At 62.0% G+C, this 20,210-nt stretch carries 17 protein-coding genes and 3 tRNA genes; 1 reads left to right on the top strand and 19 read right to left on the bottom strand.

Features of this window, described 5'->3' with window-relative positions; genetic code table 11:
* Positions 1 to 60 precede the first annotated feature (60 nt).
* The 19 genes from AACU78_RS15615 to leuC all read right to left on the bottom strand — a co-directional run bounded on the left by AACU78_RS15615 (position 61) and on the right by leuC (position 19,148).
* A tRNA-Asp gene (locus tag AACU78_RS15615) sits at positions 61 to 137 on the bottom strand.
* A gap of 105 nt (positions 138 to 242) precedes the next feature.
* Positions 243 to 319, bottom strand: a tRNA-Asp gene (locus AACU78_RS15610).
* A 55-nt stretch (positions 320 to 374) separates the two neighbouring features.
* A tRNA-Val gene (locus AACU78_RS15605) sits at positions 375 to 450 on the bottom strand.
* A gap of 107 nt (positions 451 to 557) precedes the next feature.
* Complete coding sequence (locus AACU78_RS15600) at positions 558 to 1,322, bottom strand: SDR family oxidoreductase (RefSeq protein ID WP_106576690.1); 765 nt, start codon at positions 1,320 to 1,322, stop codon at positions 558 to 560.
* Between the two features lie 11 nt (positions 1,323 to 1,333).
* A complete protein-coding gene (locus AACU78_RS15595; protein ID WP_099583998.1) occupies positions 1,334 to 2,545 on the bottom strand; it encodes an O-succinylhomoserine sulfhydrylase in 1,212 nt (403 codons plus the stop codon).
* 65 nt (positions 2,546 to 2,610) lie between these two features.
* Complete coding sequence (gene purF / locus AACU78_RS15590; RefSeq protein WP_058426877.1) at positions 2,611 to 4,116, bottom strand: amidophosphoribosyltransferase; 1,506 nt, start codon at positions 4,114 to 4,116, stop codon at positions 2,611 to 2,613.
* A gap of 41 nt (positions 4,117 to 4,157) precedes the next feature.
* On the bottom strand, positions 4,158 to 4,715 hold the full coding sequence (locus AACU78_RS15585) for a CvpA family protein (RefSeq protein WP_003192538.1): 558 nt from the start codon (positions 4,713 to 4,715) through the stop codon (positions 4,158 to 4,160).
* Between the two features lie 254 nt (positions 4,716 to 4,969).
* Entirely contained in the window at positions 4,970 to 5,647 is a 678-nt protein-coding gene (locus AACU78_RS15580; protein WP_106576689.1) for an SPOR domain-containing protein, read from the bottom strand.
* Entirely contained in the window at positions 5,631 to 6,938 is a 1,308-nt protein-coding gene (folC, locus tag AACU78_RS15575; protein ID WP_106576688.1) for a bifunctional tetrahydrofolate synthase/dihydrofolate synthase, read from the bottom strand. Before folC ends, AACU78_RS15580 begins: the two co-directional genes overlap by 17 nt.
* Entirely contained in the window at positions 6,935 to 7,855 is a 921-nt protein-coding gene (gene accD, locus AACU78_RS15570) for an acetyl-CoA carboxylase, carboxyltransferase subunit beta (protein WP_106576687.1), read from the bottom strand. Before accD ends, folC begins: the two co-directional genes overlap by 4 nt.
* 243 nt (positions 7,856 to 8,098) lie before the next feature.
* Positions 8,099 to 8,731 (bottom strand): phosphoribosylanthranilate isomerase, encoded by a 633-nt coding sequence (locus tag AACU78_RS15565; protein WP_106576686.1) that lies wholly within the window; start codon positions 8,729 to 8,731, stop codon positions 8,099 to 8,101.
* 64 nt (positions 8,732 to 8,795) lie between these two features.
* Entirely contained in the window at positions 8,796 to 9,620 is an 825-nt protein-coding gene (gene truA, locus AACU78_RS15560) for a tRNA pseudouridine(38-40) synthase TruA (RefSeq protein WP_106576685.1), read from the bottom strand.
* Between the two features lie 234 nt (positions 9,621 to 9,854).
* On the bottom strand, positions 9,855 to 12,449 hold the full coding sequence (locus AACU78_RS15555) for a FimV/HubP family polar landmark protein (protein WP_106576684.1): 2,595 nt from the start codon (positions 12,447 to 12,449) through the stop codon (positions 9,855 to 9,857).
* 161 nt (positions 12,450 to 12,610) lie between these two features.
* A complete protein-coding gene (locus AACU78_RS15550) occupies positions 12,611 to 13,621 on the bottom strand; it encodes an aspartate-semialdehyde dehydrogenase (RefSeq protein ID WP_106576683.1) in 1,011 nt (336 codons plus the stop codon).
* A 240-nt stretch (positions 13,622 to 13,861) separates the two neighbouring features.
* Complete coding sequence (asd, locus tag AACU78_RS15545) at positions 13,862 to 14,974, bottom strand: aspartate-semialdehyde dehydrogenase (protein ID WP_058412147.1); 1,113 nt, start codon at positions 14,972 to 14,974, stop codon at positions 13,862 to 13,864.
* 64 nt (positions 14,975 to 15,038) lie between these two features.
* Entirely contained in the window at positions 15,039 to 16,121 is a 1,083-nt protein-coding gene (gene leuB, locus AACU78_RS15540) for a 3-isopropylmalate dehydrogenase (protein ID WP_106576682.1), read from the bottom strand.
* A gap of 52 nt (positions 16,122 to 16,173) precedes the next feature.
* On the bottom strand, positions 16,174 to 16,938 hold the full coding sequence (locus AACU78_RS15535) for a class I SAM-dependent methyltransferase (protein ID WP_106576681.1): 765 nt from the start codon (positions 16,936 to 16,938) through the stop codon (positions 16,174 to 16,176).
* Positions 16,939 to 17,074: 136 nt separating this feature from the next.
* The gene (gene leuD, locus AACU78_RS15530; RefSeq protein ID WP_106576680.1) at positions 17,075 to 17,719 is read right to left on the bottom strand and encodes a 3-isopropylmalate dehydratase small subunit; all 645 of its coding nucleotides are present in this window, start codon (positions 17,717 to 17,719) and stop codon (positions 17,075 to 17,077) included.
* Between the two features lie 10 nt (positions 17,720 to 17,729).
* Complete coding sequence (gene leuC, locus AACU78_RS15525) at positions 17,730 to 19,148, bottom strand: 3-isopropylmalate dehydratase large subunit (protein WP_106576679.1); 1,419 nt, start codon at positions 19,146 to 19,148, stop codon at positions 17,730 to 17,732.
* 148 nt (positions 19,149 to 19,296) lie between these two features.
* On the opposite strand from leuC, the gene AACU78_RS15520 reads away from it, so the two are divergent.
* Complete coding sequence (locus AACU78_RS15520) at positions 19,297 to 20,187, top strand: LysR family transcriptional regulator (RefSeq protein ID WP_106576678.1); 891 nt, start codon at positions 19,297 to 19,299, stop codon at positions 20,185 to 20,187.
* The last annotated feature ends 23 nt before the right edge of the window (positions 20,188 to 20,210 follow it).

Genomic DNA, 20,210 nt, shown 5'->3' with positions numbered 1-20,210 from the left:
CAAAGTCAGCCAAGGGCTTTCTTTGTGCTTCAAGGCGTTCAGTGGACCTTGAGGCAGATATGGCGCAGCGGACGGGACTCGAACCCGCGACCCCCGGCGTGACAGGCCGGTATTCTAACCGACTGAACTACCGCTGCGTATCGCTTGACCGGCTGAGCGTAAACCCTCAACCGTCTTTAAACATCTGATCGATCAGCCTGGGCTGTTCAATCTCAAGCTCGACATGTCGAACCTGGAAAATATGGCGCAGCGGACGGGACTCGAACCCGCGACCCCCGGCGTGACAGGCCGGTATTCTAACCGACTGAACTACCGCTGCGCGTCGGTGTAACCTTTAACGTTGCGTCTTGCCCTAAGGCAAAACTCTCAAGAAGTGGTGGGTGATGACGGGATCGAACCGCCGACCCTCTGCTTGTAAGGCAGATGCTCTCCCAGCTGAGCTAATCACCCTTTGCTTCGTTGAGGCCGCGAAATTTACGCAGGTAGCGGACCTAAGTCAATAGCCTGCTTGAAGTTTTTCTGAAAAAGACAAAATTGCTTCAAGACGGCTATCTGCCCTACTCGCTGTAAATCATCTTCTTGCTCATGCCACCGTCCACCACAAACTCTTGCCCGGTGACAAACCCCGCCTGGCGCGACAGTAACCACGCCACCATCGCCGCCACGTCTTCCACCGTACCCACCCTGCCCGCCGGATGCTGGGCATGGTCGGCATCCGTCAACGGCTCGGCACGCCGGGCCGCCGGATCACGCGCATCGATCCAGCCGGGGCTGACGGCATTGACCCGCACCTCCGGCCCCAGGCTCATGGCCAAGGCATGCGTCAGGGCCAGCAGGCCGCCTTTGCTCGCCGCATAGGCCTCGGTGTCCGGCTCCGACTGACGCGCCCGGGTCGATGCCAGGTTGACGATGGCACCGCCATGGGCACGCAGGTACGGCGCGCAGTGCTTGGCCAACAGCATCGGCCCACTGAGGTTCACCGCAAGCACGCGGTTCCAATACGCCAGGTCGAGGCTTTCCAGGGTGATATTGCGCGGGTCGGCCACCGCCGCGTTGCACACCAACGCGTCCAGCCGCCCGAACTGCCCCAGTACTTCTGCGACACCCTGGGCCACTTGTTTTTCGTCGGCGACGTCCATGGTAATAAACCAGGCATTGTCGCCCAGCACCTTGGACACCTTGGAGCCACGCTCGCGGTCCAGGTCGGTCAACACCACTTGCCAGCCTTCGCTAATCAGCCACGCCGCGATCCCGAGACCAATGCCCCGCGCCGCGCCGGTCACCAGTGCGACGCGGCCGTTACCGACCGCCGCAGCATCCATGGACCACTCGATCACAAGGCCGCCAGCCCGCGGGCCAGGTCAGCCTGCAAGTCGGCCACATCTTCCAGGCCCACCGCGATGCGGATCAGGCTGTCGCGGATGCCGGCCGCTTCGCGCTCTTGCGGCGCCAGGCGACCATGGGAGGTGGTGCTCGGGTGCGTGATCGTGGTCTTGCTGTCGCCCAGGTTGGCGGTGATGGAAATCAAGCGAGTGGCGTCGATGAAGCGCCAGGCGCCCTCTTTGCCGCCCTTCACTTCGAAGCTGACCACGGCGCCGAAACCACGCTGCTGGCGTTGAGCCAATTCGTGTTGCGGGTGGCTCTTGAGGCCGGCGTAATGCACTTTCTCGATGCCATCCTGCTGCTCCAGCCACTCGGCCAGGGCCTGGGCATTGGCGCAATGGGCCTTCATGCGCAGACTGAGGGTTTCCAGGCCCTTGAGGAAGATCCAGGCGTTGAACGGGCTCAGGGTCGGGCCGGCGGTGCGCAAGAAACCCACCACTTCTTTCATCTGCTCGCCACGCCCAGCCACCACGCCGCCCATGCAACGGCCCTGGCCGTCGATGAACTTGGTGGCCGAGTGCACGACGATGTCTGCGCCCAGCTTCAACGGCTGCTGCAATGCAGGCGTGCAGAAGCAGTTGTCGACCACCAGCATCGCGCCTTTGGCGTGCGCCACTTCGGACAATGCGGCGATGTCGACCAACTCGGCCAGCGGGTTGGACGGCGACTCGACGAACAGTAATTTGGTGTTGGCCTTGATCGCCGCGTCCCAACCGGACAGGTCTGCCAGCGGTACGTAGTCCACTTCAATACCGAAGCGCTTGAAGTACTTCTCGAACAGGCTGATGGTCGAACCGAACACACTGCGTGATACCAATACATGGTCGCCAGCGCTGCACAAGCTCATCACCACGGCGAGGATGGCCGCCATGCCGGTCGCCGTGGCCACCGCCTGCTCAGCGCCTTCGAGGGCCGCAATACGCTCCTCGAACGCACGGACGGTCGGGTTGGTGTAGCGCGAGTAGACGTTGCCCGGCACTTCACCGGCAAACCGCGCGGCAGCGTCGGCGGCGGTGCGGAACACATAGCTGGAAGTGAAGAACATCGGGTCACCGTGCTCACCTTCCGGGGTGCGGTGCTGGCCGGCGCGCACAGCCAGGGTATCGAAAGCTACGCCATCGAGGTCGCTGTCCAACCGACCGGCATCCCATTCCTGACTCATGCTGCGACTCCTTACTCAATTCTTTATTTAAGATACAAAACCGGCCCCTCAGGGCCGGTGTTTACTCAATTGTTGTACAGATCGATGATCGCGCTGACCGCCTGGGTCTTGATCTTCGACGAGTCGTTGCGCGCCTGCTCGATCTTGTTCAGGTAGGCCTCGTCGACATCGCCGGTCACGTACTTGCCGTCGAACACGGCGCAATCGAACTGCTCGATCTTGATCTTGCCGCCGCCAACCGCTTCGATCAGGTCCGGCAGGTCCTGGTAGATCAGCCAGTCGGCGCCGATCAGGTCGGCCACGTCCTGGGTCGAACGGTTGTGGGCAATCAGCTCGTGGGCGCTCGGCATGTCGATACCGTACACGTTCGGGTACCGCACAGCAGGCGCAGCGGAGCAGAAGTACACGTTCTTGGCGCCCGCTTCACGGGCCATCTGAATAATCTGCTTGCAGGTGGTGCCACGTACGATGGAGTCGTCCACCAGCATCACGTTCTTGCCGCGAAACTCCAGCTCGATGGCGTTGAGCTTCTGGCGGACCGACTTCTTGCGCGCCGCCTGGCCCGGCATGATGAAGGTACGGCCGATGTAGCGGTTCTTGACGAAGCCTTCGCGGAACTTGACGCCCAAATGGTTGGCCAGCTCCAGCGCAGCGGTACGGCTGGTGTCCGGAATCGGGATCACCACGTCGATGTCGTGCTCAGGACGCTCGCGCAGGATTTTCTCGGCCAGCTTCTCGCCCATGCGCAGACGCGCCTTGTACACCGAAACGCCGTCGATGATCGAATCCGGACGCGCCAGGTAGACGTGTTCGAAGATGCACGGGGTGAGTTTCGGCGCCACGGCGCACTGGCGGGTGTGCAGCTTGCCGTCTTCGGTGATGTAAACCGCTTCGCCCGGGGCCAGGTCGCGGATCAGGGTAAAGCCGAGCACGTCCAGGGACACGCTTTCGGAGGCGATCATGTACTCGACGCCTTCGTCGGTGTGGCGCTGGCCGAACACGATCGGGCGGATGCCGTGCGGGTCGCGGAAACCGACGATGCCGTAACCGGTGACCATGGCCACGACCGCGTAACCACCAACGCAACGGTTGTGCACGTCAGTCACGGCGGCGAACACGTCTTCTTCGGTTGGCTGCAGCTTGCCGCGCTGGGCCAGCTCGTGGGCGAACACGTTGAGCAGCACTTCCGAATCGGAACTGGTGTTGACGTGGCGCAGGTCAGATTCGTAAATCTCCTTGGCCAGTTGCTCAACGTTGGTCAGGTTACCGTTGTGCGCCAGGGTAATGCCGTAAGGCGAGTTGACGTAAAACGGTTGAGCTTCGGCCGAGGTCGAGCTGCCCGCAGTCGGGTAGCGCACATGGCCAATGCCCATGTGCCCGACGAGGCGCTGCATGTGACGTTGATGGAACACGTCACGCACCAGGCCATTGTCCTTGCGCAGGAATAACCGGCCGTCGTGGCTGGTCACAATACCGGCAGCGTCCTGGCCGCGGTGCTGGAGGACGGTTAGCGCGTCATACAGCGCCTGATTCACGTTCGACTTACCGACGATACCGACGATGCCACACATGCGACGCAACCCCTACTTAATGAATCTTGACTGAACACTGCTTACTGAGGCGTTTTGGCCGGCAAGAGGTGTTCCTTGAACGGAAGATCAGCGGGTACGCTGATTCCGCTGGCCAGCCACTGACTGCTCCACCCCAGAATGAGGTTCTTGGACCAATCTGCAACCAATAGAAATTTTGGCACGAGTACCGACTCCTGCCACCACGAATCCTGCTGTACCGGCCCCAGGCTCAACAGCCCGACCGCCACGACCACCAGCAACGCGCCACGCGCAGCGCCGAAGGCCATGCCGAGAAATCGATCGGTCCCGGAGAGGCCGGTGACACGTATCAACTCGCCAATAAGATAATTGACCATTGCCCCCACCAGCAGCGTGGCGATGAACATGATGGCGCAGCCCGCGATGACGCGAGCCGAAGGTGTCTCGATGTAACCGGCCAGATAAACCGACAATGAACCACCGAACATCCAGGCTACGACTCCTGCGATGATCCAGGTCAGCAACGACAGTGCTTCTTTTACGAAGCCGCGGCTTAGACTGATCAAAGCGGAGATGGCGACGATTGCAACGATCGCCCAATCAACCCAGGTAAATGGCACAGTGCAGCCTACGTACGGATAAGGCGGCGCATTTTAGCAGAGCGCCGGGCTGTCGGTAAGCTGTGATTGCGGGTGCTTTGCAAATCAATGGGTTGAGTAGGGCGAAGGCCCCCTCAGGACCACCCAATACAATGTGGGAGGGGGCTTGCCCCCGATAACGATGGGTCATTATCAGAGAGGCTGACTGACCTACCGCCATCGGGGGCAAGCCCCCTCCCACATTGAGTGCATTCCAAGCTGAAACGGGGGTGAAATCAGCCGCGCTCAGGCTGAAAACGCACCACAAAACCATTCAGGTTCTGCTGGCGACCCAGCAGATCACGCAGGCGATCGGCCTCGGCGCGCTCGATCAGCGGCCCGATAAACACGCGATTCTTGCCATCGGCACTGCGGATATAAGCGTTGTAGCCCTGAGTGCGCAGCTTTTTCTGCAAGGCTTCGGCGCTCTCGCGATTGGCCAGGCTGGCGAGCTGGATCGACCAAGTGATCGGCAGACCATTGGGATCGATACGGCTTTGACCAACGTCTGGCTTGCCCGGCGCGGCAGGTTGCGGCGCAACCGGCTTGGGCGCTGGTGCCGGCGCGGCCGGTTTGGCGGCAACCACAGGCGCTGCCGGCGCGGGCGCAGGTGCAGGTGCAGGCTTGACCACCGGCACACTCGGCTGCACCGGTATGCTCGGCGCCTGCTGCGCAGCCACATCCGCATCACTCGGCACAGGCTCCTCAGGCAACGCCTGCGGCTCGGGCACCACCACCGGCTCGACCTGAACTTGCGGTACCGTCGGCGCCTGGGGCGCAGCCGGCGCCTCAACGACTACCTGGCGCTGCTCGTCCTGACGCGAAAACAGCATCGGCAGAAAAATCACCGCCAACGCCACCAACACCAGGGCTCCAACCATTCGCTGCTTGTATGCGCTATCCAGTAATGCCATGTGCAGCTTCCTCCGTGGAGCGCCGGGCCAACCACTCTAGCGCCTCGGCAACACAATAAAATGATCCGAACAACAGAATCTCGTCCTCGGCCGTGGCCACCGCACACTGCGCTTCAAGCGCGGCGGTGACGCTTGCATACGACGCCACTGGCGCACCAAGGTTCTGCAAGGCCGTTTCCAATTCGGCGGCCGGCCGACTGCGCGGCGTATCCAGCGGCGCCACCGCCCAAGCCTGCACATCGCCCAGCAACGGCGCAACCACGCCGCCCAGGTCTTTGTCAGCCAACAGCCCGAATACCGCCAGGCGGCGACCCACCGGTGGCGTACGCGACAGGCGTTGCGCCAGGTACTCGGCGGCATGCGGGTTATGCCCCACATCCAGCAGCAGGTTCAGGCGCTTGCCCTCCCACTCGAATGTGCGACGATCCAGACGCCCGACCACCCGAGTGGCCAGCAATGTCGCGGCAATTTGCTCCGCATGCCACGGCAGATCCAGCAGCAGGTAGGCCTGCAGCGCCAGCGCAGCGTTTTCCATCGGCAGGTTCAGCAGCGGCAGATCATGCAGCTCTACCGCCTGCCCGCGCGCATCACGCCCACGCCATTGCCAATGTTGAGCACCGATGTCGAGATTGAATTCGCGGCCGCGCAGGTAAAACGGACAATCCAACTCGCGCACCTTGTCGAGCAAGGGTTGCGGCGGGTCCAGATCACCACACAGCGCAGGCTTGCCCTGGCGGAAGATCCCGGCCTTTTCATAGGCCACCGACTCGCGGGTATTGCCCAGGTAGTCGGCATGGTCCACGCCAATGCTGGTGACCAGCGCCATGTCCGCATCCACCACGTTGACGGTGTCCAGACGCCCACCCAGGCCGACTTCGAGAACAACCACATCCAATTGCGCGCGCTCAAACAGCCAGAACGCCGCCAGGGTGCCCATTTCGAAGTAGGTCAGGGAAATTTCGCCGCGCCCGGCATCCAGTGCGGCAAAGGCTTCACAGAGCTGCTCATCAGTGGCTTCGACGCCATTGAGCTGCACCCGCTCGTTGTAACGCAGCAGGTGCGGGGAATTGTACACGCCAACTTTAAGCCCTTGGGCTTGCAGCAGCGCCGCGACAAAGGCACAGGTTGAGCCTTTGCCGTTGGTGCCGGTCACCGTGATCACGCGCGGTGCCGGCCGGCCCAACCCGAGGCGGGCCGCTACCTGTTGCGAGCGCTCCAGGCCCATGTCGATGGCTGACGGATGCAACTGCTCAAGGTAGGCGAGCCATTCGCCAAGGGTACGTTGGGTCATAGGTTTGCAGGCACCGGCGGTACAACGATCGGTTCGACTTTAGGCGCGACGTACACAGGCGTCGGCAGGCCCATCATTTGCGCCAGCAGGTTACCCAAGCGTGGACGCAGCTCGCCACGGGCGATGATCATGTCAATCGCGCCGTGCTCCAGCAGGAACTCGCTGCGCTGGAAACCTTCCGGCAGTTTTTCACGAACGGTCTGCTCGATTACGCGCGGGCCGGCAAAGCCGATCAGGGCCTTGGGTTCGCCGACAATCACGTCACCCAGCATCGCCAGGCTGGCAGAAACGCCGCCATAGACCGGGTCAGTCAGCACGGAGATGAACGGAATGCCTTCTTCACGCAGACGCGCCAGTACCGCAGAGGTCTTGGCCATTTGCATCAGGGAAATCAGCGCTTCCTGCATGCGCGCGCCACCGGAGGCGGCGAAGCAGATCATCGGGCAACGGTTTTCCAGCGCGTAGTTGGCGGCACGTACGAAACGCTCACCGACGATGGCACCCATGGAACCGCCCATGAAGGAAAACTCAAACGCCGACACCACCACGGGCATGCCCAGCAACTTGCCGCTGACGGAAATCAGCGCGTCCTTTTCACCGGTCTGCTTTTGCGCGGCGGTGAGGCGATCCTTGTACTTCTTGCCATCGCGGAACTTGAGACGGTCAACCGGCTCCAGGTCAGCGCCCAGCTCGGCACGGCCATCGGCGTCGAGGAAAATGTCGATGCGGGCGCGGGCGCCGATACGCATGTGGTGGTTGCACTTGGGGCAAACGTCCAGGGTCTTTTCCAGCTCCGGGCGATACAGCACCGCGTCGCAGGATGGGCACTTGTGCCACAGACCTTCAGGAACCGAGCTTTTCTTCACCTCGGAACGCATGATCGAAGGGATCAGTTTGTCTACTAACCAGTTGCTCATGCTTTCTTTCTCCAGTACCGGTGGCTTGAACACAGCCCCGCGTATGCCCTTGAGCTAAATTCATATGTGGCGATGACACAGGCGGGACGGGGTCAGACGTTCGACCAGCCATTTCCTGCCTGTATCCTCAGCCTTCCAGACAACCCGCAGCGCGGGTTGCCACTACGTTTCCGGGCCTCCCGCAGGCGGCGCCGATGCTGTTTTACACAGTGGTAGTTATGGACGGCGGCAGACTGCGAGCCGTCACATCACACCATTGCTGTTGCGCACCGCTTGCATGAATGCGCGAATCTTGTGGTGATCCTTGATGCCCTTGCCCTGCTCCACCCCACCGCTGACGTCCACGGCGTACGGCCGAACCTGCTCGATGGCGGCTCCGACATTCGCGGGGTTGAGCCCGCCGGCCAGGATAATCGGCTTGCTCAGCCCCTCGGGAATCAGCGTCCAGTCGAATGCTTCGCCCGTGCCGCCCGGCACGCCTTCGACATAGGTATCCAACAGAATGCCACGAGCGCCAGTATAGGCAGCACACGCGGCGGCGATGTCATCCCCGGCCTTGACGCGCAGCGCCTTGATATACGGGCGTTGGTAGCTTTCACACTCGTCGGGGCTTTCATCGCCGTGAAACTGCAGCATGTCCAGCTGCACGGCATCCAGGGTTTCGTTGAGCTCGCAGCGGCTGGCGTTGACGAACAAGCCGACGGTGGTCACGAACGGCGGTAACGCGGCGATGATTGCACGCGCCTGCAGCACATTCACCGCCCGTGGGCTCTTGGCATAAAACACAAAACCGATGGCATCCGCCCCCGCCTCGACTGCCGCCAGCGCGTCTTCTATGCGGGTGATCCCGCAAATCTTGCTGCGAACGGCTGACATGTCGTAGAAACCTCAGGGGTTGAACCGAGAAAGTCCCGGATGGTAACAAAAGCTATTCCGGGCGTCAGCCGCCAAGTTCGCTGAAACCTGTGAGGAAGTGTGGCCCGATGAAGCGATCCGGCAATTCGAACTCGTCGCGGTACTCCACGTCCACCAGATACAGGCCAAAGGGATGCGCCGTCACCCCACCTGTGCGGCGGATGCGACTTTCCAACACCTCTTTGGCCCACTCCACCGGGCGCTCGCCGGTGCCGATGGTCATCAACACGCCTGCAATATTGCGCACCATATGGTGCAGGAAGGCGCCAGCGCGGATATCCAGCACGATCATCTTGCCGTGACGGGTCACGCGCAAGTGATGGACTTCCTTGATTGGCGACTTGGCCTGGCACTGGCCGGCACGGAACGCGCTGAAATCATGCACACCGACCAAATGCTGCGCAGCCTCGGCCATGCGCTCGGCGTCCAGCGGGCGATGGTTCCAGGTGATTTCCTGGTTGAGGTGCGCCGGACGGATCTGGTCGTTATAGATCACGTAGCGATACCGCCGGGCAATGGCCTTGAAGCGCGCATGAAAATGCGCAGGCATGACCTTGGCCCAAGTGACGCTGACGTCATGGGGCAAGTTGATATTGGCGCCCATCACCCACGCTTTCATCGTGCGCTCGGCCTGGGTGTCAAAGTGCACCACCTGGCCACAGGCATGCACACCGGCGTCGGTTCGCCCGGCGCACATCAGCGACACCGGCGAGTCGGCGACCTTCGACAAGGCGTTTTCGAGGGTTTCCTGCACTGTCAGCACACCCGAGGCCTGGCGCTGCCAGCCGCGATAGCGTGAGCCTTTGTATTCCACGCCCAGGGCGATGCGGTTAAAGCCTGCGGCCGCCATTTCGGCGGCCGCGTTATCTAGATTTGCCAAGAACTGAGAGCCCGATGAGTTGCGCAAAGGCGGCCATTATAAAGGCGGAGCACGCATGAGGGGCGCTTTTGTTGCGAGGCCACGCGCCAAACCGACTGTGGGAGCGGGCCTGTTCGCGAATGCAACGTGCCAGGCGCTCAATCCGCTAACCGACACGTCACGCTCGCGAGCAAGCCCGCTCCCACATTGGCGTTACACCCCTGTTCAGATTTTGCCGAGCATTTCCTTGGCTTCACCGCGCTGGGCTTCATCGCCCTCAGTCAGCACTTCGGACAGAATGTCGCGCGCGCCGTCGGCATCGCCCATGTCGATGTAGGCCTGGGCCAGGTCGAGCTTGGTGGCCACCTCATCGGTGCCAGAGAGGAAATCAAACTCCGGCTCATCAGCGCCCAACGCCGCATCTTCGGCGGTAAAGGAAGGCTCGATGGGCGGATGCTCGAGGCTCTGGGACAGGCGATCGAGCTCAGCGTTGACGTCGTCCAGCTCGGAAGTGAAGGCATCCGGCTTGGCGGCCGGCGGCGCTTGAGGTTCGTCAGCCAGGGACAGGTCGAAGTCTTCCGGCAGGTCGAAATCATCCAGTGCGGCAGGGGTAAGGGTCGGCGGCTCAACGGCCGGCACATCCTTCATCTGATCTTCAAGGCCCGAGAGGAAGTCATCGTCCGATTGCGTGGACGACGGCGCGTCCAGCTGCAGGTCCAGATCGAAGTCCGACACATCATCCGGCGCAGGCTTGGCTTGCGTCTGGCGCTGCAGGACAGACTCGAAACTCGACTCATCCTTGGGGCTGACCACGGCCGGCGAAGCGGCTTCCAGATCGTCCAGGCTCAAGTCGAAATCCGTGTCGAACGCGTCGGGTTCCGGCGCCGGCGCTGCCGGTTTGTCTTCGAGCAAGTTCTTCACGTATTGAGCGTCCAGCGCCGCCGCGGCCACCGCAGCACTGACGCCCGCGGCCAACACGGCCATGGCCGGGAAGCGACTCTTGAGCTGCTCGACCTGGGCGTGGTTTTCGCCCGTGGCCACCAGTTGACGCTCTTGCGTGACGAAGCCGTCCTTATCGCTTTGCAGACCGTAGACTTCCATCAGCTTCAAGCGCAGGTCACTGCGCTTGGGCTCGCGCTTGATCGCCTGCTCCAACACATCGGCGGCCTGATTCAGGTGACCACGGTCGATATGGGATTGGGCTTGTGCGAGCGCATCGCTGGAATTTTCCGGGGCCACGGCGACGGCCAACGGCGCCAGCACGGAAGCCACGCTCGGCACCACGACAGGCTCAACCACCGGGGCAGGTGCAGGCGCGGCCGCCAGCTTGACGTTCGGCGGCGGCACTTCCAGGCCTTCGAAGCTGTCCGGTGGCAGGTCGTGATCCACATTAGGCGAAAACTGTGGTTCTTCAGCCAGCGCCCGCGCCATACGCAGGTGCTTTTCCTCTTCGAGGCGGGCATTGCGGTGACGGGCCCACAGCAGCAGGAGCAACAACACCAGCAAGCCGGCAGCACCGCCGATGACCCCGAGAACAATCGGGTTGGTCAGCAGATCGTTGAATTTACCTTCGGTGCTGCTGGCAGGCGCGGCATCCGGCTTGATCGGCTCGGGCGTAGCTACCACGGCAGCCGGCGTCGCATCGGGCGCCGGCGCAGTCGCTGCAGTCGCCGCGGGCTCACCTGGCAGCTGCGCCGGGATGGCTGCCGTCGCCGGCGCAGTGCCCGGCACTGCCGGGTTACCGCCCTGAGCCTGCAACTTGGCCAGTTGATCGTTTTTCAATTGAATCAGCTTTTGCAGCTTGTCCAACTGGCTTTGCAGGTCGGCCGCGCGGCTTTTCAGCTCGGCATTGTCGCGGCGCGTGGTGTCCAGCTCTTCCTGGGTCATCGCCAGCTTGTCGCTCAATGCACGCCCGTCAGCGGCCCTGCCCTTGGCACCTTTCTTGGCGGACTCGGCCGACACCAGGCTCAAGTTGTCCTTGGCATTGGTGCTCGAGGGCGCATCGCCTGCCTGGGTGCGCCGAGTGGCGTCCAGTTGCTGCTTGCCGGCGGCCTGATTATTGGCCGTGCGACGGCCCTCGCGCCAGGCGGCATTTTGCGCAGTGACTTCGGCAATCGCCTCCGGCTGCGGCAGGCTGGTGGCTTGCTGTCGATCCGGAAGACGCAGCACCTGGCCGGTTTTCAGGCGGTTGATATTGCCGTCGATAAAGGCATCAGGGTTGAGCGCCTGGATCGCCAGCATCGTCTGCTGGACCGACGCGCCGTTGCGGTTCTTCGCGGCAATTTCCCACAAGGTATCGCGAGACGTCGTGGTGTGCTGCGCAGCTTTGCTGACCGTGGGCGCCGTGCTGGCAGGTGCCGACTGGGTCGGCGCACTCAAGCGCGGTGCAGGTGCGCTGGCGGTCGGTGCCGGCTGCTCGAACTTGGCCGGGTCGAGCAGCACACTGTAGTCGCGCATCAGGCGGCCGTTGGGCCATTGCACTTGAAGCAGAAAACGTACGTAGGAATCAGGCAGCGGCTTGCTGGAGGTGACGCGCACCACACTGCGTCCATTGGGGTTGATTACCGGGGTAAACGTCAGGTCATTCAGAAACGCCTGGCGATCCACGCCGGCGTCCACAAACGCCTGGTCAGACGCCAGGCTCGGGGTGATCTCGGAGGCAGTGAGGCCGCCGACATCGAGCAATTCGATTTCCACCGCCAACGGCTGGTTCAACTTCGACTTGAGGGTCATCTCCCCAAGCTGCAGCGCCTGCGCCATACCGGAAGACAGCGCCGAGGCGGCCGCTATTGCTAACACCAGTTTGCGAACTTGAACCATAGCCTCATCCTTTGTTTGAACACTCCCCGGCCTGCGAGAAGGTTGGTAACCGCTGCCATAAGGCATGGCGAGCCGATAGGTTACCGACGCGCTTCTGTTTCGCTTGGGGCCAAGCATAGCGCTTGGCTAGAATCAATCTACAAATTGCCGCCAAGTATCTTTTACACAAGGCCTTTTATCAACAACTGCGCCAGCTGCACGGCGTTCAATGCCGCGCCTTTGCGTACGTTATCTGACGTCAGCCACAGATTTAGTTCCGCCGGGTCGTCCACGCCCGCACGCACTCGGCCAACGTAGACCACATCCTGGCCGACCGCATCCCCAACGGCCGTGGGGTAGTCGCCCTCTTCCACCAACTCGATCCCCGGCGCTGCCTCCAGTGCACGGTTGACAGCGGCCAGGTCGACCGGCGCGCCCAACTGCAATGACACTGTCAGGCTATCGCCAAAAAACACCGGGGCTTGAACGCAGGTTGCGGAAATCTTTAGCAGAGGTGTTTCCAGCACTGCACGCAACTCGTGTACGAGGCGCTTCTCCAGGGCTGTATGACCCTGGGCGTCAGGCGTGCCGACTTGCGCCAGCAGGTTGAAGGCCATCTGCCGATCGAAGAACTTCGGCTCCAGCGGGCGCACGTTCAGCAACTCGGCGGTCTGCCGGGCCAGCTCGCTGACGGCCTCGCGGCCCTGGGCCGAAACGGCCAGGTTGGCAGTGACGCTGACGCGCTGGATCTCCAGCAGGCCGCGCAACGGCGCCAGAACCACCGCCAGGTTGGTGGCCGACGGACTCGGGCTGCCGAGCTGGAAGGGCTTTTTCAGGCCCTTGAGAATATGCGCGTTGGCTTCCGGCACGACCTGAGGTGCCTGATCGGCCGGCAAGGCGCCGGAGAGGTCGATCACCGAGCAACCGGCCGCCGTGGCGCGTGGCGCGAAACTCAGGGTCACCGCCGGGCCTGCCGCGAAGAAGGCCAACTGGGCTTTTTTGAAGTCGAACTCATCAACTTCCTTGACCCGCACGTTCTTGCCGCGAAACGGCACCGAGGCGCCGGCCGAGTTGCTGCCCGCCAGCAGATACAGGGTGCCTACCGGAAAATCCAGCTCTTCGAGAATCTGCACCAGGGTTTCACCCACGGTGCCGGTTGCACCGATCACGGCGATTTCAAAGGTCTGGGTCATGGTGGCTGCCTCGGGCATTGCGGGGGGAGCGGCACTTTACCGGGTGGTGGGGAGTGAGGCAATTGACCTTGGGATCGTGGTATGGCTGCTGGCCTCATCGCGGGCAAGCCCGGCTCCCACATTTTGATATGTGAACACATTCAGAATGTGGGAGCTGGCTTGCCTGCGATGAGGCCCTGAAGGGCAACAAAAAACCCGCGCCTGTCACCAGTCGCGGGTTTTTCGTACAGCTCTATGCGATCAACGCTCCAGCAAAATCCGCAGCATGCGACGCAGCGGTTCAGCCGCGCCCCACAGCAGTTGGTCGCCGACGGTGAACGCGCCCAGGTACTGAGTGCCCATGTTCAGCTTGCGCAGACGGCCAACCGGCACATTCAGGGTACCGGTGACCTTGGTCGGGCTCAGCTCCTGCATGCTGATGTCGCGGTTGTTCGGCACCAGCTTGACCCATGGGTTGTGCTGGCTGATCAGCCCTTCGATATCGGCGATCGGCACATCTTTGTTCAGCTTGATGGTCAGCGCCTGGCTGTGGCAGCGCATGGCGCCGATGCGCACGCAGATGCCGTCCACCGGGATCGGGTTCTTGAAGCGACCGAGGATCTTGTTGGTCTCAGCCTGGGCCTTCCACTCTTCGCGGCTCTGGCCGTTCGGCAATTCCTTGTCGATCCACGGGATCAGGCTACCGGCCAAAGGCACGCCGAAGTTTTCGGTCGGGTAGGCATCGCTGCGCATGGCTTCGGCCACACGACGGTCGATGTCGAGGATCGCGCTGGCAGGGTCAGCCAGTTGATCGGCAACGGCCGCGTGGGTGGCACCCATTTGCTTGATCAGCTCGCGCATGTTCTGCGCGCCGGCGCCGGAGGCCGCCTGATAGGTCATGGCGCTCATCCACTCGACCAGGCCAGCTTCGAAAAGGCCACCCAGGCCCATCAGCATCAGGCTGACGGTGCAGTTGCCGCCCACATAGTTCTTGGTGCCAGCGTCCAACTGCTGGTCAATAACCTTGCGGTTCACCGGGTCGAGGATGATCACGGCGTCGTCCTGCATGCGCAGGCTCGAGGCGGCGTCGATCCAGTAACCCTGCCAGCCGGCTTCGCGCAGTTTGGGGAAGACTTCGCTGGTGTAGTCGCCACCCTGGCAGGTCAAAATCACGTCGAGGGTTTTGAGCTCTTCAATGCTGTAGGCGTCTTTGAGCGGAGCAATATCCTTGCCCACGGACGGCCCTTGGCCACCCACGTTCGACGTGGTGAAAAACACCGGCTCAATAAGATCGAAATCCTGCTCTTCCAGCATCCGCTGCATGAGCACGGAACCGACCATACCGCGCCAACCGATCAGACCTACACGTTTCATCGCAACTACACCTTGTTAAAAAGTGGGCCGCCTTGCAGCAACAACTGCAAGCGGGCCCGAGAGATTACAGATTCCGCAGCGCGGCGACTACTGCGTCGCCCATTTCTTGCGTCCCAACCTTGGTGCAACCCTGCGACCAGATGTCGCCGGTGCGCAAACCCTGGTCCAGTACCAGGCTCACAGCCTTCTCGATTGCATCCGCCGCTTCACTCAGGTTGAAGCTGTAACGCAGCATCATCGACACCGACAAGATGGTCGCCAACGGGTTGGCAATGCCTTGGCCTGCAATGTCCGGTGCCGAACCGTGGCACGGCTCGTACATGCCCTTGTTGTGGGTGTCCAGCGACGCCGACGGCAGCATGCCGATGGAACCGGTCAGCATCGACGCCTGGTCGGACAGGATGTCGCCGAACAGGTTGTCGGTGACGATCACGTCAAACTGCTTGGGTGCACGCACCAGCTGCATGGCGGCGTTGTCGACGTACATGTGGCTCAGTTCGACGTCCGGGTAATCCTTGGCCACTTCTTCGACGATTTCGCGCCACAGTTGGCTGGAGGCCAGTACGTTGGCCTTGTCGACCGAGCAGACCCTCTTGCCACGCACGCGGGCCATGTCGAAACCGACACGGGCGATACGGCGGATCTCGCTCTCGCTGTACGGCAGCGTGTCGTAGGCCTGACGCTCGCCATTTTCAAGGGTGCGCACGCCGCGTGGCGAGCCGAAGTAAATACCGCCGGTCAGCTCACGCACGATCAGGATGTCCAGGCCCGCCACCACTTCCGGCTTGAGGCTCGACGCGTCGGCCAGTTGCGGGTAGAGAATCGCCGGGCGCAGGTTGCCGAACAGGCCCAGTTGCGCGCGAATTTTCAGCAGGCCGCGCTCCGGGCGGATGTCACGCTCGATCTTGTCCCACTTCGGGCCGCCCACGGCGCCGAGCAGTACGGCGTCGGCTGCACGGGCGCGGTCCAGGGTTTCGTCGGCCAGGGGCACGCCGTGCTTGTCGATGGCGGCGCCGCCGATCACGTCGTGGCTCAATTCGAAGCCCAGGCTGTACTTGCTGTTGGCCAATTCCAGGACTTTGACCGCTTCGGCCATGATTTCCGGACCAATACCGTCGCCAGGAAGAATCAGAATCTGCTTGCTCATGCGTTCCTCATTTCATCAAGCGACCCGCCCGTGGGCAGGTCGGGAAAATTAATCAGCGTTCGGCAAAGACCACCAGTACGTCGGTGCTGAAGGTGCCGTCGGCTTGAATCTCGTAGTAATCGCGTACTTCCTGGCCCATCGCCTGCTGCAACTCAAGGATCGCGGCGCGCAATACCTCTGGGGTGCGCATGCGCTCCACCCACGAGGTGTATTCCAGGCGCAGGCGCTGACGGCTGCTGTTGCGTACGTGCAGGCCGGCCTCGCTGAGCTGGCGCATCCATTCGGCGGCGGAGTAATCGCGCACGTGGCTGGTATCGCGCAGCACTTCGACGGTTTGCAGGTAAGTGTCCAACAGCGGGCTGCCCGGTGACAAGACATCGACAAATGCCGCGATACCGCCAGGCTTGAGCACCCGACGAACTTCGCGAAAAGCCAGGCCAAGGTCGCTCCAGTGGTGGGCCGAGTAGCGGCTGAACACGAAGTCGAACTCGCCATCGGCGAATGGCAGGCGCTCAGCGGCGCCATGCACGGTGCGGATGTTGTTCAGGCCACGCTCTGTTGCGGCGGCTGCCACCACGTCGAGCATCTGCTGGGACAGGTCGTAGGCCACCACTTCTTCAACCAGCGGCGCAACGTGGAAGCTCACATGCCCGGCACCGCAACCCAGGTCCAGCAGCCGCGCAGCGCCCTGCCCGGCCAGTTCGGCCTGGAGCAGCGCGAATTCGGTGCCTTGAGCGTGAACTGCGCTGCTCAGGTAGGCCGAGGCCTGTTCGCCGAATTGTTTTTGCACAACTTGGGTGTGGGCGGTGCTGGTCATGGTGGTTTTCCTTGGGTTTTGTGGTGTTGGTACGGCCGCTATCGCAGGCAAGCCAGCTCCCACACTCGACCGTGTTCACAGGTCAACATGTGGGAGCGGGCTTGCCCGCGATGGGGCCCGCACGGCCTACCTCAAATCAAGCGTCACGAAACAACCACGGCTGGCTGGCCCGGTGTTTGGTTTCAAACGCGGCAATCGCATCGCCGTCCTGCAAGGTCAGGCCGATATCGTCCAGGCCATTGATCAGGCAGTGCTTACGGAACGCATCGACTTCAAAGTGATACACCTTGCCGTCCGGGCGGGTCACGGTCTGCGCAGCCAAGTCAACGGTCAGTTGGTAGCCGACATTGGCTTCGACCTGCTTGAACAGCTCGTCCACTTCGGCGTCGCTCAAGATGATGGGCAACAAGCCGTTCTTGAAGCTGTTGTTGAAGAAGATGTCGGCGTAGCTCGGCGCGATGATGCTGCGAAAGCCATATTCTTCCAGGGCCCACGGCGCGTGTTCACGGCTGGAGCCGCAGCCGAAGTTCTCGCGGGCCAGCAATACGCTGGCGCCTTGGTAACGCTCGGCGTTGAGCACGAAGTCCTTGTTCAACGGGCGCTTGGAGTTGTCCTGGTAGGCGTAGCCCACGTCCAGGTAGCGCCACTCATCGAACAGGTTCGGGCCAAAGCCGGTGCGCTTGATCGACTTCAAGAACTGCTTGGGGATGATCTGGTCAGTGTCGACGTTGGCACGGTCCAACGGCGCGACAAGACCGGTGTGTTGGGTAAAAGCTCTCATCGGGTTTTCCTCAGATCAATTCGCGAACGTCGATGAAACGACCGTTGACGGCAGCGGCGGCGGCCATGGCCGGGCTGACCAGGTGGGTACGCCCACCGGCGCCCTGACGCCCCTCGAAGTTACGGTTGGAGGTGGACGCGCAATGCTCGCCCGACTCCAAACGGTCCGGGTTCATCGCCAGGCACATGGAGCAGCCCGGCTCGCGCCATTCAAAACCGGCCTCAAGGAAGATCTTGTCCAGGCCCTCGGCTTCGGCTTGCGCTTTGACCAGGCCCGAACCTGGCACCACGATGGCTTGCTTGATGGTCGAGGCCACTTTGCGGCCCTTGGCGATCACCGCCGCGGCGCGCAGGTCTTCGATCCGCGAGTTGGTGCAGGAACCGATAAACACGCGATCCAACTGGATGTCGGTGATCGCCTGGTTGGCCTTCAAGCCCATGTACTTCAAGGCGCGCTCGATGGAGCCACGCTTGACCAGGTCGGTTTCCTTGGCCGGGTCCGGCACGTTCTGGTCGACGGCCAGGACCATTTCCGGCGAGGTGCCCCAGCTGACTTGCGGCTTGATCTGCGCGGCGTCGAGCTCAACCACGGTGTCGAAGACAGCGTCGGCGTCGGACACCAGGTCTTTCCAGGCTTCTACGGCAGCCTCCCAATCGGCGCCTTGCGGAGCGAAAGGACGGCCTTTGACGTATTCAACGGTTTTTTCGTCCGCCGCGACCATGCCGACACGGGCACCGGCTTCGATGGACATGTTGCAGATGGTCATGCGGCCTTCGATGGACAGGTCGCGGATGGCGCTGCCGGCGAACTCGATGGCATGGCCGTTACCGCCGGCGGTGCCGATCTTGCCAATCACGGCAAGCACGATGTCCTTGGCGGTCACGCCAAATGGCAATGTGCCTTCGACTTTGACCAACATGTTCTTCATCTTTTTGGCGACCAGGCACTGGGTGGCGAACACATGTTCCACCTCGGAGGTGCCGATGCCATGGGCCAGGGCGCCGAATGCGCCGTGGGTGGAGGTGTGAGAGTCACCGCAGACCACGGTCATGCCCGGCAAGGTGGCGCCCTGCTCCGGGCCGATCACGTGCACGATGCCCTGACGCACGTCATTCATCTTGAATTCGGTGATGCCATATTCATCGCAATAGTCGTCGAGGGTTTGCACCTGCAAACGCGACACCTGGTCGGCAATGGCCTCGATGCCGCCTTTGCGCTCCGGGGTGGTCGGTACGTTGTGGTCCGGGGTGGCGATGATCGAGTCGACGCGCCAGGGCTTGCGCCCGGCCAGCCGCAGGCCTTCAAACGCTTGGGGCGAGGTCACTTCATGGATGATGTGACGGTCGATATAGATCAGCGACGAGCCATCGTCGCGCCGTTTCACTTCATGGGAATCCCAAAGCTTGTCGTAAAGCGTTTTGCCGGCCATCAGTCGGTCCTCATCATCGGTCTTTCTATGCCCCGGGCTTTTGAGACATTCAATAACCCTTTGGCTTGTGAGGCTGATGGTATGGCGCTACATTAAATAACTCAAATTCATATTTTTTATGCTTTGGATTACCAACTGGAATACTACAATGGACCTGGCCAACCTTAATGCCTTTATTGCCATCGCCGAGACCGGCAGCTTCTCCGGCGCCGGCGAACGCCTGCACCTGACCCAACCAGCCATCAGCAAGCGCATTGCCGGGCTGGAACAACAATTAAAGGTACGTTTATTCGACCGCCTGGGCCGTGAAGTCGGCCTGACCGAGGCCGGGCGCGCCCTGCTGCCACGTGCGTACCAGATTCTCAATGTGCTGGACGACACCCGCCGCGCGCTCACCAACCTGACCGGCGAAGTCAGCGGCCGCCTGACATTGGCCACCAGCCACCACATCGGCCTGCACCGCCTGCCACCGATTTTGCGCACCTTTACCCGCGAGTACCCGAACGTGGCGCTGGATATTCAGTTCCTCGATTCGGAAGTGGCCTACGAGGAAATCCTCCATGGTCGCGCTGAAGTGGCCGTTATCACCCTGGCGCCCGACCCGCACAACCTGGTACGCGCCACCCCGGTGTGGGACGACCCGTTGGATTTCGTGGTGGCGCCCGAGCACAGCCTGACCGCCAATGGCACGGTCAACCTGGCCGATATCGCCAAACACCCGGCGGTATTCCCCGGTGGCAACACCTTTACCCACCATATTGTCAGCCGCTTGTTTGAAGCCCAGGGCCTGACGCCGAACATCGCCATGAGCACCAACTACCTGGAAACCATCAAGATGATGGTGTCCATCGGCCTGGCCTGGAGCGTGTTGCCGCGCACCATGCTCGATGAACAGGTGGCAAGTATCGCTTTGCCGGGCATACAGCTCAGTCGCCAGCTAGGCTATATCGTGCACACCGAAAGGACGCTGTCGAACGCTGCGCGGGCTTTCATGAGCCTATTGGATGCACAGGTCGATCTGCCAGGGACACCGGCATGAAGCTGTGCGGCCTCAAGGTCTGA

The organism is Pseudomonas sp. R9.37, from assembly GCF_963878885.1.
GTDB lineage: Bacteria > Pseudomonadota > Gammaproteobacteria > Pseudomonadales > Pseudomonadaceae > Aquipseudomonas.
Note: the sequence above shows the minus strand (reverse complement) of the source record. Positions and strands in the feature narration are given on the sequence as shown.

Coding starts and splice junctions, on each gene's coding strand:
- AACU78_RS15595 (WP_099583998.1), bottom strand. CDS start 2,545: ATGAGTCAGGAATGGGATGCCGGTCGGTTGGACAGCGACCTCGATGGC.
- leuD (WP_106576680.1), bottom strand. CDS start 17,719: ATGAGAGCTTTTACCCAACACACCGGTCTTGTCGCGCCGTTGGACCGT.
- AACU78_RS15520 (WP_106576678.1), top strand. CDS start 19,297: ATGGACCTGGCCAACCTTAATGCCTTTATTGCCATCGCCGAGACCGGC.
- AACU78_RS15600 (WP_106576690.1), bottom strand. CDS start 1,322: ATGGATGCTGCGGCGGTCGGTAACGGCCGCGTCGCACTGGTGACCGGC.
- purF (WP_058426877.1), bottom strand. CDS start 4,116: ATGTGTGGCATCGTCGGTATCGTCGGTAAGTCGAACGTGAATCAGGCG.
- AACU78_RS15565 (WP_106576686.1), bottom strand. CDS start 8,731: ATGTCAGCCGTTCGCAGCAAGATTTGCGGGATCACCCGCATAGAAGAC.
- AACU78_RS15555 (WP_106576684.1), bottom strand. CDS start 12,449: ATGGTTCAAGTTCGCAAACTGGTGTTAGCAATAGCGGCCGCCTCGGCG.
- leuB (WP_106576682.1), bottom strand. CDS start 16,121: ATGAGCAAGCAGATTCTGATTCTTCCTGGCGACGGTATTGGTCCGGAA.
- leuC (WP_106576679.1), bottom strand. CDS start 19,148: ATGGCCGGCAAAACGCTTTACGACAAGCTTTGGGATTCCCATGAAGTG.
- accD (WP_106576687.1), bottom strand. CDS start 7,855: ATGAGCAACTGGTTAGTAGACAAACTGATCCCTTCGATCATGCGTTCC.
- truA (WP_106576685.1), bottom strand. CDS start 9,620: ATGGCGGCCGCAGGCTTTAACCGCATCGCCCTGGGCGTGGAATACAAA.
- folC (WP_106576688.1), bottom strand. CDS start 6,938: ATGACCCAACGTACCCTTGGCGAATGGCTCGCCTACCTTGAGCAGTTG.
- AACU78_RS15535 (WP_106576681.1), bottom strand. CDS start 16,938: ATGACCAGCACCGCCCACACCCAAGTTGTGCAAAAACAATTCGGCGAA.
- AACU78_RS15580 (WP_106576689.1), bottom strand. CDS start 5,647: ATGGCATTACTGGATAGCGCATACAAGCAGCGAATGGTTGGAGCCCTG.
- AACU78_RS15550 (WP_106576683.1), bottom strand. CDS start 13,621: ATGACCCAGACCTTTGAAATCGCCGTGATCGGTGCAACCGGCACCGTG.
- asd (WP_058412147.1), bottom strand. CDS start 14,974: ATGAAACGTGTAGGTCTGATCGGTTGGCGCGGTATGGTCGGTTCCGTG.